At 68.3% G+C, this 13,020-nt stretch carries 11 protein-coding genes and 3 pseudogenes; 2 read left to right on the forward strand and 12 right to left on the reverse strand.

Going from position 1 to position 13,020, the window contains the following annotated elements:
- The 5 genes and pseudogenes from G205_RS19305 to G205_RS19325 form a co-directional block, all read right to left on the reverse strand.
- On the reverse strand, nucleotides 1-1,129 hold a 1,129-nt coding region (locus G205_RS19305), incomplete at its 3' end, for a DNA translocase FtsK 4TM domain-containing protein (RefSeq protein ID WP_009359488.1).
- Between the two features lie 169 nt (nucleotides 1,130-1,298).
- Nucleotides 1,299-2,989, reverse strand: a pseudogene (locus G205_RS19310) (ribonuclease J).
- A gap of 41 nt (nucleotides 2,990-3,030) precedes the next feature.
- Complete coding sequence (gene dapA / locus G205_RS19315; RefSeq protein WP_009359489.1) at nucleotides 3,031-3,939, reverse strand: 4-hydroxy-tetrahydrodipicolinate synthase; 909 nt, start codon at nucleotides 3,937-3,939, stop codon at nucleotides 3,031-3,033.
- A gap of 58 nt (nucleotides 3,940-3,997) precedes the next feature.
- Nucleotides 3,998-4,810, reverse strand: a complete 813-nt coding sequence (locus G205_RS19320; protein ID WP_009359490.1) for a carbon-nitrogen hydrolase family protein — start codon at nucleotides 4,808-4,810, stop codon at nucleotides 3,998-4,000.
- A 39-nt stretch (nucleotides 4,811-4,849) separates the two neighbouring features.
- Nucleotides 4,850-5,194 carry a hypothetical protein gene (locus G205_RS19325; RefSeq protein WP_235047095.1) on the reverse strand — a complete coding sequence of 115 codons (345 nt, stop codon included), beginning with the start codon at nucleotides 5,192-5,194 and terminating at the stop codon, nucleotides 4,850-4,852.
- A 148-nt stretch (nucleotides 5,195-5,342) separates the two neighbouring features.
- Between G205_RS19325 and G205_RS19330 the strand changes: the two genes are divergently transcribed.
- Nucleotides 5,343-6,578, forward strand: a complete 1,236-nt coding sequence (locus G205_RS19330; protein ID WP_009359492.1) for a heparan-alpha-glucosaminide N-acetyltransferase domain-containing protein — start codon at nucleotides 5,343-5,345, stop codon at nucleotides 6,576-6,578.
- Nucleotides 6,579-6,618: 40 nt separating this feature from the next.
- Here the strand turns inward: G205_RS19330 and G205_RS19335 are convergent, their stop codons facing one another.
- The 7 genes and pseudogenes from G205_RS19335 to G205_RS19365 form a co-directional block, all read right to left on the reverse strand.
- On the reverse strand, nucleotides 6,619-7,101 hold the full coding sequence (locus G205_RS19335; RefSeq protein WP_009359493.1) for a hypothetical protein: 483 nt from the start codon (nucleotides 7,099-7,101) through the stop codon (nucleotides 6,619-6,621).
- Between the two features lie 2 nt (nucleotides 7,102-7,103).
- Nucleotides 7,104-7,873: pseudogene (dapB, locus tag G205_RS19340) on the reverse strand (4-hydroxy-tetrahydrodipicolinate reductase).
- Between the two features lie 140 nt (nucleotides 7,874-8,013).
- Nucleotides 8,014-8,502, reverse strand: coding sequence for a molybdenum cofactor biosynthesis protein MoaE (locus G205_RS19345; protein ID WP_009359495.1), 489 nt, complete (start codon nucleotides 8,500-8,502; stop codon nucleotides 8,014-8,016).
- Nucleotides 8,492-9,022 carry a MogA/MoaB family molybdenum cofactor biosynthesis protein gene (locus G205_RS19350; RefSeq protein ID WP_009359496.1) on the reverse strand — a complete coding sequence of 177 codons (531 nt, stop codon included), beginning with the start codon at nucleotides 9,020-9,022 and terminating at the stop codon, nucleotides 8,492-8,494. Before G205_RS19350 ends, G205_RS19345 begins: the two co-directional genes overlap by 11 nt.
- Complete coding sequence (gene moaC / locus G205_RS19355) at nucleotides 9,019-9,513, reverse strand: cyclic pyranopterin monophosphate synthase MoaC (protein ID WP_035753881.1); 495 nt, start codon at nucleotides 9,511-9,513, stop codon at nucleotides 9,019-9,021. The genes G205_RS19350 and moaC overlap by 4 nt, the downstream gene beginning before the upstream one ends.
- A complete protein-coding gene (locus G205_RS19360) occupies nucleotides 9,501-10,742 on the reverse strand; it encodes a molybdopterin molybdotransferase MoeA (RefSeq protein ID WP_009359498.1) in 1,242 nt (413 codons plus the stop codon). Before G205_RS19360 ends, moaC begins: the two co-directional genes overlap by 13 nt.
- Before the next feature lie 23 nt (nucleotides 10,743-10,765).
- Nucleotides 10,766-12,183, reverse strand: a pseudogene (locus G205_RS19365) (molybdopterin-dependent oxidoreductase).
- A gap of 315 nt (nucleotides 12,184-12,498) precedes the next feature.
- On the opposite strand from G205_RS19365, the gene G205_RS19370 reads away from it, so the two are divergent.
- On the forward strand, nucleotides 12,499-13,020 hold a 522-nt coding region (locus tag G205_RS19370; RefSeq protein WP_200859202.1), incomplete at its 3' end, for a radical SAM protein.

Raw genomic sequence — 13,020 nt, forward strand, 5'->3', positions numbered from 1 at the left:
GCGCCGGCCCGGCGCCGGCGGCCATGCCGGGGGTGATCATCGGGATGGCTTCGGTGGCGTCTGCCGGTGCCGCGGCACCGGCGGCGCCCAGTCCCTGGGCGGCTTTGATCTTCTCGACGGCGATCTCGGCCTGGGTGGGCCGACGGACGCCGGGGGCGGGACGCGGAGCCGGGGAATCGCCCTCGTCGTCGTCGATCACGGCGTGCTCGAACGCTTCGTCGCCCACATAGCCGTCCAGACCGGCGTCGGGCTCCTCGTCCTTGCCGAAGAGCCGCCGTTTCTTCCTCTTGGGCGCGGCCGGCGCCGTGCGCTCCAGGTAGCTGCGGTCGTGCTTGTCCTGCTGGTCCTGGTCCATCAGGTCGATGCCCATGAGGTGCTCGTACGCACCGCGCAGCCGCCGCGGGATGGCGGTGAAAGGCGTGGCGGTGATGATCAGCAGCGAGACGAATGCCAGCAGGCCGTAGAGGACCAGCGGCACGGCCGGGTGGATGGCTGCCAGCGGGGTGGCCGCCAGGAAACCCAGCATGCCGCCTGCCTGGCGCAGGCCGTCGAAGCCCTGCGCCACTGTCGGCTGGCCGCCCAGGATGTGCGCAAGCCCGCAGCCGGCGAAGGTCATGATGAGGAAGCCGATGCCCACCCGGTTGTTGCCGCGACCGTCGGTGGGCTGGCGGAAGAGCCGGAAGGCACACACGAACAGCATCAGCGGGAGCAGCAGCGACATCCAGCCGAACGTGCCGTTGACCACGGCATACACGGCGTCCGGGAACCAGCCGGTCAGGCCCCACCAGGCAAACGTGGCGATGAAGATGCCGAGGGCGAGGTTGAACAGGGCTGCGCCGTCACGCCGCTCCTCGGCGGGGAGGTCGCTGACGTCGTGGCCGATCCGGCGCACTCCCCCGCCCACCAGGTGGCCCAGGCCGAGCCAGGCACCTCCCACCACCCGCAGCAGCCATGGCTGGTGGTGTTCGACGGCGGGGAGTTGCCGGGTGCGGGCCGTGCTGGTGGAGCCTCCGCCCCGGCCGGACTTGGATGCGGCCGAGCCGGAACCGCGGCCGGCGGAACTGCCGGATTTACTGCTGGAGCTGCCCCTGGCTGTTCCACTGCGCGCGGAAGTAGTACGTGTGGCCATAGTAGCCACGCTACCGGAACAAGGCCGGTTTTCCGGGGATATCAGGGCCCGGGCAGGCCATGCCTGCCGGGGACGCCACAGGGCCCGGTTCGTTGAACCGGGCCCTGTGGGCAATGACGTGGACGGACGTGTCACGTGGCGCGGCGGGCTGCCGCCATGCCCGGGCCGATCAGGCCTCGAGCACCACCGGGATGATCATGGGACGGCGGCGGAGCTTGCGGTTTACCCACGTTCCCACGACCCGGCGGACCACCTGCTGGAGCTGGTGGGTGGTGTGGTCGGCGTGGTTGAGGACCGCTTCCTCCAGGGCACTGTTGATCTTGGGGATGATGTCGTCGAACACGGAGTCGTCCTCGGCAACGCCGCGGGCGTGGATTTCCGGCCCGGACACCACTTTGCCCGTGGCCCGGTGGATCACGGTGATGATCGAGATGAAGCCTTCGTCGCCCAGGATCCGCCGGTCCTTGAGGTCGGCGTCGGTGATTTCGCCGACGCTGGAACCGTCCACGTAGACGAAGCCGACTTCCACCTGGCCCACGACATCCGCCCGGTGGTCCTTGAGGTCCACCACGGTGCCGTTGTCCGCGAGGATGACGCTGGCTTCCGGGACGCCGGACTCGATCGCGATCTTGCCGTTGGCCAGCAGGTGCCGGGTCTCGCCGTGCACGGGCATGGCGTTGAGCGGCTCAAGGATGTTGTAGCAGTAGAGCAGCTCACCGGCCGCGGCATGCCCGGAGACGTGGACTTTGGCGTTGCCCTTGTGGATCACGTCGCGCCCAGCTTGAGGAGGCCGTTGATGATCCGGAACACGGCGTTCTCGTTGCCCGGGATCAGGCTGGAGGCCAGGATGACGGTGTCGCCGTCCCCCACCACCACGCGGTGGTCGCCGTTGGCCATCCGGGACAGGGCAGCCATGGGCTCGCCCTGGGAGCCGGTGGACATGAGGACCACGCGGTTGTCCGGGAGGTTGTCGATGTTCTTGATGTCTACGATCAGGCCGGCCGGCACATCCAGGTACCCGAGCTTCTCGGCGATGGCCATGTTGCGCACCATGGACCTGCCCACGAAGGCGACCTTGCGGTTGTGCTTTGCCGCCGCGTCCAGGACCTGCTGGACCCGGTGGACGTGGGAGGAGAAGGATGCCACGATGATCCGCTTGCTGGCCTGGGCGAAGAGCCGTTCCAGCGTGGGGCCGATTTCCTTTTCCGCGGTGGTGAAGCCGGGGATGTCCGCATTGGTGGAGTCGGACATGAACAGGTCCACGCCCTCTTCGCCGAGCTTGGCGAAGTGGCGGAGGTCGGTGATGCGGCCGTCCAGCGGGAGCTGGTCCATCTTGAAGTCGCCGGTGTGCAGGACGGTGCCGCCGGCGGTGCGGATGAACACGGCCAGGGCATCCGGGATGGAGTGGTTGACGGCGACGAATTCGCACTCGAACGGCCCGAATTTCTCCACTTGGCCTTCCTCCACCGTGAGGGTGTAAGGCCGAATGCGGTGCTCCTGGAGCTTCGCCTCGATCAGGGCGAGAGTCAGCTGCGAACCGACCAGCGGAATGTCACTCCGCCGCTTCAGCAGGTACGGGACAGCGCCGATGTGGTCCTCGTGGCCGTGGGTGAGGACAACGGCCACAATATCGTCCAGCCGGTCCTCGATATACGAGAAGTCAGGCAGGATGAGGTCAACGCCGGGCTGGGTTTCCTCCGGGAAGAGGACTCCGCAGTCCACGACCAGCAGCTTGCCGTCGATTTCGAACACGGCCATGTTCCGGCCGATCTCCCCCAGGCCGCCGAGCGGAACGATCCGCAGCGTACCCGCAGGCAGGCGGGGAGGGGTGACAAGGCCGGTTAGGGCGGTTTGGGTCATATTGCACTACTTTCCAGGTGGAAGGGTGCCGGTCTTCACCTTCAGGAGTAGACCAGCCCGGCTTCCGCCAAATCCCCGCGGATGATTTCGATCTCGGCTTCGTCCGGCTCCACGAGGGGCAAACGGACAATCGAGTTGGGCAGGACTCCCTGCCATTTAAGAATCTGTTTGGCCGCCACGGCCCCCTGGACCCGGGTCATGGTGGCGCGGACTACCGGCTGGAGGTCGAAGTTGATCTTCCGGGCGGTGCCGAGGTCGTTGGCGTTGACGGCGTCGATGAGTTCGCGGAACCGGCGGGTTACCACGTGCGTGGTGACGCCCACCAGGCCGACGGCGCCCAGCGCCATCCAAGGCAGGGTCAGTCCGTCGTCGCCGGAGTAGAAGAGGAGGTCCGTTTCGGCCATGACGCGGGTGGCGGCGACGAGGTCGGCCTTGGCGTCCTTCACGGCCACGATGTTGGGGTGCTGCGCCAGGCGGATCATGGTGTCCGGCTCGATCGCGATGGAGGAGCGGCCCGGGATGTCGTACAGCATCACGGGCACGTCGACGGCGGAGGCGATGGTTTCGAAGTGGGCGCGCACGCCTGCCTGGCTGGGCTTGTTGTAGTACGGGGTGACCAGCAGGAGGCCGTCGACGCCGAGGGCTGCGGCCTGCTGGGAAAGGTGCACCGAGTGCGCGGTGTCGTTGGTTCCGGTGCCGGCAATGATGGCCGCACGTCCGCCCACGGCTTCCTTGACGGTGCGGAACATGCCGAGGTTCTCTTCGTCCGTGAGGGTGGACGTCTCGCCGGTGGTTCCGGTGACCACCAGGCCGTCGCAGCCGTCGTCCACCAGTTTTGTGGCCAGCTTAGCCGCCTGCTCGTAGTCCACTGCGCCGTCCTTGGTGAACGGCGTGACCATCGCGGTCAGGAGGGTACCGAGGGCAGGGATGTGCGCGGAAGAGTCAGCCATGGAAAAAACGTTACCCTGTCCCCCGCTGGTTAGGACAATGCCACGGGCGTGATGCACGTCAAATGTCGCGCCGCCCGCCGCCGGATACCGGTCCACCGTGCCGGTAGCGCAGGAGGGTGCTGCGCTGCAGGAGGCCGGCGACCACCTCCGTCCGGTTTCCTGCAGCACGCTTCAGCGGCATCCCGTCCGGGCTCCAGATTCCGCTCAGCCCGCACGACTCACCGATTGGCGTTCTGCCGCCGAGGTTGGCCAGCAGCGTGAACATCCGGTGATCCATCGCGCGCGCCCCGAGGTGGAGGTCGAGCCGGCGCTCCTCGCCGCGGGTGTACAGTCCGGAGACGCAGTAGGCGTCCGCTCCCCCGGCGGCGGCAGCACCTGCATGCTCCGGAACCGCGGCGTCAAAGCACAGCGCGAGGGCAATCCGCCAGCCGTCGAGGACCATGACGTGCGGCCCGACCCCGGGCTCGAACAGCTCCTTTTCGTGGCCATGCAGGTGGGACTTGAAGGCACGCTCCGTACTGCCGTCCGGATGCAGTACCAGCGAGGCAAGGCGGGGCGAACCGTCCGCATCCCGGCACGGGGCACCGACCACGGCCGTGATTCCGGTCCGCCTGCAGATTTCCCGGAGGGGGCGGAGCCGCGCGTCGGCGGGATCAATCCACGATTCGTCCAGGGAGAGCAGGTCCAGGCGGTAGCCGGTCAGCGACAGTTCCGGAAACAGGACCAACCGGGCACCGTGCGCGTCGGCATCCTCAATGAGCCGCACATGCTGGACCGCATTGTCTGCCACGCCCTCGACGGCCTCGTACTGGACGGTGGCCACAGTCAGGGTCCCGGCAGGTTCACTGGAGACAGATGGCAGCCCGGTCACTTTTCCATCCTAGGCGCGGGCCGGGACCTGCGCCCGGGCTTAATCCGCAGGGGACCCGCAATAGCGTCCCACGGCAGCCTGCCGAAGGCCCTCCGCCCAGGAGGCAAGCCGCTGGGCTGCCCGGACGTAGTGGAACAATTCCAGGGGCGTGAGTGCGTCGATGTCAGTCTCGGCGAGGCGGCGGGCCAGTTCGGCCCCCTCCGGCTGGCTGGAAAGGCTGATGCCTTCCTGTTCCCACTGGACATCTTCGGCCGGCCGGCCGGCGACCAGTTGCCGGAAGAGGAAATCCACCACTCCCGGGCTCATGGCCTTGAGGACGCCGGCAGAACCGGGCCCGACGCCATTCCGCCCGTCTCCTGGGATACCGCGTGCTGGGGTTTGCATGCCGCCTATCTTATTCGAACATATATTCGAATACAAGGATCCGTACCAGCCGGTCCTTGAAACCCCGGCAGACCAGTGCGTACCGCGGCAACCGATGTGCGCTGACACTTGACAGGCCGTTCAAAGGCAGGTGTGAGACGATCGGCTCATGACGTCCCGCAGCCCGGCCAAAGCCTCCCGGAAGACCCGGGGCGCCTCCGTTCCCGCACGGCTCTACGGCATTGACGCGGCCCGCGGGCTGGCACTGCTGGGAATGATGGCCACGCACCTGCTGCCCACTTTCGAGTCGAACGCTGACCTCACGCCCACGTGGATCGGCCTGACATTTTCGGGCCGGGCCGCCGCGTTGTTCGCGGTGCTGGCCGGGGTGGGGCTCGCCCTGTCCACCGGAAAGCACCAGCCCCTGGACGGCAGCGGGCTCTCTGCCGCCCGCCGCGGCATTGCCCTGCGCGCCCTGGTGATTGCCGCCGTCGGACTCACGCTCGGCGGAGTGGAAGTAAACCTGGCGATCATCCTGGTCCACTACGCCGTGCTGTTCCTTTGTGTCCTGCCGTTCCTGGGCCTCCGGCTGAAACACCTTTGCGCCTGGGCCGCGGGCTGGATCCTGGCGTCCCCCGTGTTGGCCTACCTCCTGCGGCCCTGGCTGCTCGCCGCAGAACCGCCGCTGAGCCTGGGCCACAACCCGAAATGGGAAGACCTCGGCACGCCAGGCCGGCTGCTGGCGGACCTGTTCTTCACCGGCTACTACCCGGTGTTCCAGTGGCTTTCCTACCTGCTGGTGGGACTGGTGGTCGGCCGGCTCATGCTCCACAAGGCCCTGGTTCCGGTAGTGCTCCTGGTGCTGGGGTCGGCAGTGGCCGTGGCAGCCAAGGCCCTGGGCGTGACCGCGATGGAAAGCTGGGGCGGGCGTGCCGCACTTGAGCAGGTCCTCAACTCGCCCGGCTACCCGCTGGACAGCGTCCTCCAGGTGAACCTGACCGGCATTCCGCAGGAAGGATCGTGGTGGTGGCTGGCGTCCGCTGCGCCGCACTCGGGAACCACGCTGGACCTGCTGCACACGTCAGCCGTAGCGGTGGCCGTCATCGGCGCCTGCCTGCTGCTGGGGCGGCTGGCCGAATGGGTTGACCTGGACCTGCTGCTTCCGCTGCGCGGGCCAGGCGCCATGACACTGACGCTGTACACGGTGCACGTCTGGGTGGTGTCCGGGTTCTACCTCAAGCCGCTGCCGGCCGGCTGGACGGAGGACGGCATGTACTTTGCGCACGCGGCCGTGGCCATCATTGTCGGCGTGGTGTTTGCGGTGTTGAAATGGCGCGGTCCACTGGAATGGCTGGGCCACACGGCGAGCCAGGCCGGCCGGGGCGAGCTCAAGGCCCTCCGCTGACCCAGGCTTCCCCCGGCCGCCCCCGCCGCTACCCAGGCTGCTAGGAAGCCGGGACCTTGCCGCGGAACAGCCGGACGGCGTCGCGCATGGATGCCCGGGCTCGCTTGCGGTCACCGGCGGCGTCGTAGGCGCAGCTCAGCCGGAACCAGGAGCGCCAGTCATCAGGTGCGGCTTCAGCCTCGGCCCGGTACTTTTCAAACTCGGCGTCGGCTGCCGCCCGGACGATCCGGCCGCCGGGCGTGCGGGGCAGTTCGTCCACGGGGAGGCCCCCCTCAGCCTCCAGCACCTTTGCCATCTGCTCCGTGCGGGCGCCAAACAGCAGTTCCCGGATCAGGGCCCAGGCGCCGATCACGGGCAGCACCAGGTACGCGGCGCCGATCGCCTGGGCCGCCAGGTTGCTGTCCGTCAGGAGCAGGATGGAACGCTGGAAGGACACCACCAGATAAAAGACCAGCAGCAGGGTCACCGCACCCACCCAGATCTTGGTGCGGTTCTTCCGGAAGGCCGCCAGGAACCCGCCCATGGCTAGATTCCCAGATCCAGGTAGCCGTCCAGGCCCACGGTGAGGCCGGGGTGGGATGCCACGTTCCGCACGCCCAGGAGGACGCCGGGCATGAAGGAGGCGCGGTCGTAGGAATCGTGCCTGAAGGTCAGCTGCTCACCGGGACCGCCCAGCAGGACTTCCTGGTGCGCCACCAGCCCGCGCAGCCGCACGCTGTGCACCCGCACGCCATCCACCTCGCAGCCCCTGGCGCCGGCCAATTCGCTGGTAGTGGCGTCCGGGCTGGGCGGAACCTCGGCGGCGCTGCGTTCCGCGGCGATCAGTTGCGCAGTGCGGACGGCAGTACCGGAGGGCGCATCCACCTTGTCCGGGTGGTGCAGTTCGATGATCTCCACGGATTCGAAGTACTTTGAGGCCTTCGCGGCGAACGCCGAGGCGAGTACCGAGCCCACGGCAAAGTTGGGGGCGATGAGCACACCGGTGTCCGGGTGCTCGGCCAGCAGCGCCTCCAGCGCGGAGAGGCGGCCGGCGTCCCAGCCCGTGGTGCCCACCACGGCGTGGATCCCGTGTTCGACGGCGAACCGGACGTTTGCTCGGTGCTTTCCGGCACTGTCAGGTCCACCAGGTACTGCGCTCCGGCGGCGGTGACCTGGTCCAGGGAATCGCCCCGCCCCAAGGCTGCGACGAGCTTCATGTCGGGTGCGGCTTCAACGGCTTTCACGGCTTCGGCGCCCATGCGTCCGTTGGCGCCGAGGACGGCCACCAGCTTGGGATCGGAGTGTTGTTGGGTCATGCCTTAACCCTACCGGTGGGCCTGCCGGGGCAAGGAACCGGAGGGTGTGCGTTACCTCGCAGGAAGCGGGCACCAACGGTCACGCCAAGTCACGGTGTCCGTGACTTAATCGATTGCTTTTTTTCAGGACCCTCCCGGCGTCAGGCGCCGGCGCCGACCCATTCCACCGTACCGTCGGAGAAGAACTGTTCCTTCCAGATGGGCACCTGCTCCTTGATGCGGTCCACCAGTTCCGAACACACGGCGAAGGCCTGGCCGCGGTGGGCGGCGGAGACTGCACAGACCAAGGCGGGGTCGCCGATTTCGAGCATGCCGATCCGGTGGGCGGCCCAGATGCGGACGGGCTGAGCCGCCGCGTCTCCGGTGGCGGCGTTCCCGGTTGTGCCGGACGCCGCGTTCTGCTCGGCAACCAGGCGCGCAACGACGTCGGACATCACCTGGTGTGCCGTGGGGTGCGCACTGTAGCTGAGGCGGTTGACCTGCTTCCCGCCGTCGTGGTTGCGCACGACGCCGCTGAAGCTCACCACGGCGCCCGCGGTATCGCTCTCCACGGCAGCAATCGCCTGGTCTACGGAGATGGGTTCCGCGCTCAGGACAGCGGAAACCACCTCGAATGCTTCAGTGCCCATGTCCGCCTTCCAGCTGGTCGCAGAGGTGTCCGATCACCGGGTCCAGGACGGCGAGTCCGTCCATGACCCCTTTTGGTGAGCCGGGGAGATTAACAATAAACGTACTCTTGGCCGCGCCGGCATATCCGCGGCCCAGGGCCGCCAGTGGAGTCTTCGCGGCGCCGGCGCGCCTGATCGCTTCCATGATTCCGGGGATTTCGCGGTCCAGCAGGGGAAGCGTGACTTCGGGGGTCCGGTCGTCCGGGCTCAGGCCCGTTCCGCCGCTGGTGATGACGACGGCGGGGCGCTGGGTCAGGAGGGCGCGGATGGCGGCGCCCACGGGCTCGCCGTCCGGGACCACCATGGCGGGGAACACCTCGAAGCCGTGTTCGGTCAGCCAGTCGGTGATCACGGGGCCGGTTTCGTCGTCGTAGATCCCGGCGGCAGCCCGCGTGGACGCGATGACCACACCGGCTTTCCGGCCCTGGACCTCGCCGTGCCGGTGCGGTTCAGGGGCACTGTGCGTGGCATGGATGGTCACAGGGCCCAGTCTCCGCTCTTGCCGCCGCTCTTGGCGAGCACCTTGATGTCAGTGAGGACGGCGTGCTTGTCCACGGCCTTGATCATGTCGTACACGCTCAGGGCGGCCACGGAAGCTGCCGTGAGCGCCTCCATCTCGACGCCGGTGACCCCGCGTGTCTTCACGGTGGCCACGATGATGACGGACTCGGCGGCCAGTTCAAAGTCCACCGTCACCTTGGACAACGGCAGCGGATGGCACAGCGGAACCAGTTCCGGCGTCTTTTTGGCGGCCATGATCCCGGCAACCCTCGCCACGGCCAGGGCATCACCCTTGGGAAGTCCGCCGGAGCCGAGGAGGCCCATCACCTCCGCCGTGGTGTTGACGGTTGCGGTGGCCGTGGCCTCTCGGGTGGTCTCTGCTTTGGTGGAGACGTCCACCATCTGGGCGCTGCCGTCCTGGCGCAGATGCGTCAGGGCGCCGGGGGTCTGTTCTGCATTCACAGCATCCATACTTCCACCTCATCCCCGGTGCCGAGGGCGGCTACGCCTTCGGGCACATGCACCAGCACATTCGATCCGGCCAGGGCGTGCATCAGGTGCGAGCTTTCGCCGCCTTCGAGCTGCACCGTTCCATCCGGCCGGAGCCTGCCGCGCCGCACCTGGTGTTTGTGTTCGGGGGACGTGAGCGGGTGCCCCAGGCGGGCCCGGACCGGCAGCCGGGCGGCCGGGGCGCCGAGCAGCTGCGAGAGGGCGGGGCGGAGGAACATCTCGAAGGAGACCAGGCAGCTCACGGGGTTGCCGGGAAAGCCGAGGAACGGGGTGCCTTCGAAGGTGCCGATCCCCTGCGGGCCGCCGGGCTGCATCGCCACGTGCAGGAATTCCACCGGCTGGTCCGCCATTGCCTGCCGGACCACCTCATAAGCGCCCTGGCTCACCCCGCCGGTGGTGACGATCAGGTCTGCCCCGGCACCCTGGCTCCGCAGCAGGGTGCGCAGTTCTTCGGGGTTGTCCGTTGAGATACCTGCCCGCAGGACCCGCAGCCCCGCCTGGGTCATGGCGGCTTCCAGGAGGGTGCCGTTGGAGTCGTAGATCTTGCCGGCCGGAAGATCGCGGCCCGGCTCCACAACCTCGTCCCCGGTGGTGACCAGCAGGACGGCGGGCGCCTGGTACACGGTGACCTCGGGGAGGCCGAGGGCGGCCAGCAGTCCCAGCTGGGCAGGGCCGAGGAAGGTGCCGGCGGCCAGTGCCTGCTCCCCCGCTGCGATATCGCTTCCTGCCACGCGAACGTAGGTGCCGGGGGCGGCGGCAGGCAGCTTCACCCGCGCCGCATCGCCCGCCGGAAGGAAGTGGTCCGGGCTGGCCCGTTCGATGGGTACGACGGCGTCGGCGCCTTCAGGGATCATCGCCCCTGTCATGATGGGCGCCGCGGTTCCGGCTTCCAGGGTTGCCGCGCCGGCGCCCGCCGGAACGGGAGCCGCGACGCGCAGGTCCGTGCCGCCGTCGGGCACGTCGCTGGAGCGGATGGCGTAACCGTCCATCTGGGAGTTGGCGAACGGCGGGAGGCTGACGGGTGCCGTGACGTCCTCCACGAGGCCGCGCCCGAGGGCGCTGGACAGAGGGAGGAGTTCAGTACGGGCGGAGCCGCGTAAGGGGCGAAGGAGTTCCGTGACGGCTGCCAGGTGGCTGGCGGTGGACCGGGCCCGGCCCTTCTGGTGGCCGTGCGGGTTCGTGCTGGTCATGGAGGTGCCTTCGGTTGTGGCCGTCAGGATTTCACGTCCACTCTAACCGTGTGGAAACCGGTGGCCCCGTCCGGCGCCACAGGCCGCTGCTCCTCGTCCTGGCTTGCGCCGCGCAGATCCGTTGCACGCACCTGCACCTCGTACTGCCCTGGAGTCAGGTCAACGTCCAGCGTCCACTGGTACCAGGTGTCCACCGAGATGCCCGGTGCGAGCCGGGCTTCCCGCCATGGGCCACGGTTGACGCGGAGCTCCACTTTCCCAATGCCGGTGTGCTGGGCCCAGGCGACGCCACCGAACGTGATGGTCCCGGCCGGCACAGACCGACCACCGCGCGGCACGTCGATCCGGGACGAGGTCTTGATGGGTCCCCGCTCTGACCAGCCGCGCGGGGTCCAGTAGGCGGCGTCGTCGGCAAACCTGGTGACTTTGAGTTCGGTGACCCATTTGGTGGCCGAGACGTATCCGTAGAGCCCCGGCACCACCAGCCGGACAGGAAATCCGTGTTCCAGTGGCAGGGGCTCGCCGTTCATGCCGACGGCCAGCAGCGCGTCCCGGTTGTCCGTCAGGACTTCCAGCGGGGTGCCGGCGGTCCAGCCGTCCGCGCTGCGGGAAAGCACCATATCCGCTTCGGCGCGGGGTCCGGCCTGGCCGAGCAGCTCGCGGACGGGCCAGCCCAACCAGCGCGCGTTGCCGATCAGATCACCGCCCACCGGGTTGGAGACGCAGGCGATGGTCACGTGCCGCTCGATGAGGGGCTTGGCCAGAAGTGACGCGAAGTCCAGCTCCACCTCGCGCTCGACCATTCCGGTGACCCTCAGGACCATGTGTCCGGATTAACCGCCGGCACGGACAACGCCGTATCGATGCGGTAAAAGTCCCGGTTGGGAGTCACCAGGGGCTGCATCCCTTCCACTCCGGCTTCGGCTCCGGCGGGTATGGCCGGGGCATGCGATGCCGCTCCCGGCAGCCTCAGCCGCTCCCGGGCGTCATTCACTCCCGCCGTAGCGCCGCGCCAGGCCCCGGCAAGGATTCCGCCCGCCGCCGTGGCAAGCGCACCGCCTGCAAGGGTCCGCAGGAACCTGCGGCGCGCGCTGCCATCCGTTGTTCCAGTTTCGGCCGCCGCCTCAAGCCTGCGGATCAGGAACCGCAGCAGTACGGCTGCGAGGACAGCGGTCACCACCGGCAAGGCAAATGCTGCGGGCGTCACCTGCGCCCTCGTCAAAACCGCGGCCACTCCCACCAGGCCGAAGACCGCGACAATTGCCACGCCGGCAAAGCGCCGCCGGACCTCGAGGTCCCCTGCCATCCCGGCGAGGACGGCGATCACCAGGCCCATGCCAACAAGGAGTGCGGCCTTGTCCGCTGTGCCGAACAAGGCGACCGCCCAGTCCTTGACGCCGGGCGGGACAGCATCGATGACGGCGCCGCCAACAGCAGTCATCGGCGAGAGCGAGGGGCTCAGCAGTCCCGCCAGGAGTTCCCCCAGCACCACAGCTGCCCCGACAGCAACCACGCCGGCGGCGGCGGCCAAGCGGCGGCGCTGGCGTTCGTTGGACGGCTGCTCCACGTCCGCAGCCGCGGGACCGCCACGGCCCGTGCCGCCGTCGTGCGCTGCCTGCTGCTGCCGGGAACTGTCCACACGTCCAGCATAGGTTTGCGCGTGGCTGGAAGCGCCGGTGCGTTCCGGATTGGTCGGCTCGGCACCGGGGGTGGACACGAATGTGATCTACAGCCCATCGTGGCGTAGCCTGATTTCATGAGTGTCCAGCTAGGAATGCCGCAGCCGCGGGAGGATGCCGGGCTGTCCGTACCGGCAGCCCGTCCTGCCGGCGCGGGTGCCGGGCTGGTGGACCGCTACGGCCGCCGTGCCACAGATATGCGGCTGTCCCTGACAGACAAGTGCAACCTGCGCTGCACGTACTGCATGCCTGCAGAGGGCCTCGAATGGCTCGCGAAACAGGCGGTCATGTCTGCGGAGGAAATTGTCCGGATTGTCCGGATTGGCGTGGAGCAGTTGGGCGTCCGCGAACTCCGGCTGACCGGCGGTGAGCCGCTGGTGCGGCACGACCTGGTGGACATCATCGCGGAGCTGCGGCGGAACCATCCCGACCTGCCGATTTCCATGACCACCAACGGAGTGGGGCTCGCCAGGAAGGCAGCGCCCCTCAAGGCCGCCGGACTGACCCGGATCAACGTGTCCCTGGACTCGCTGCACGAGGAAACATTCACCAAGCTGACCCGCCGCCCGTTCCTGGACCAGGTCCTGGCCGGTGTGGAC

Origin of the sequence: Arthrobacter nitrophenolicus (assembly GCF_000332815.1) — a bacterium.
Taxonomy (GTDB): Bacteria; Actinomycetota; Actinomycetes; order Actinomycetales; family Micrococcaceae; genus Arthrobacter; species Arthrobacter nitrophenolicus.

Coding starts and splice junctions, on each gene's coding strand:
- G205_RS19335 (WP_009359493.1), bottom strand. CDS start 7,101: ATGGGCGGGTTCCTGGCGGCCTTCCGGAAGAACCGCACCAAGATCTGG.
- G205_RS19330 (WP_009359492.1), top strand. CDS start 5,343: ATGACGTCCCGCAGCCCGGCCAAAGCCTCCCGGAAGACCCGGGGCGCC.
- G205_RS19325 (WP_235047095.1), bottom strand. CDS start 5,194: ATGCAAACCCCAGCACGCGGTATCCCAGGAGACGGGCGGAATGGCGTC.
- dapA (WP_009359489.1), bottom strand. CDS start 3,939: ATGGCTGACTCTTCCGCGCACATCCCTGCCCTCGGTACCCTCCTGACC.
- moaC (WP_035753881.1), bottom strand. CDS start 9,513: ATGGATGCTGTGAATGCAGAACAGACCCCCGGCGCCCTGACGCATCTG.
- G205_RS19360 (WP_009359498.1), bottom strand. CDS start 10,742: ATGACCAGCACGAACCCGCACGGCCACCAGAAGGGCCGGGCCCGGTCC.
- G205_RS19345 (WP_009359495.1), bottom strand. CDS start 8,502: ATGGGCACTGAAGCATTCGAGGTGGTTTCCGCTGTCCTGAGCGCGGAA.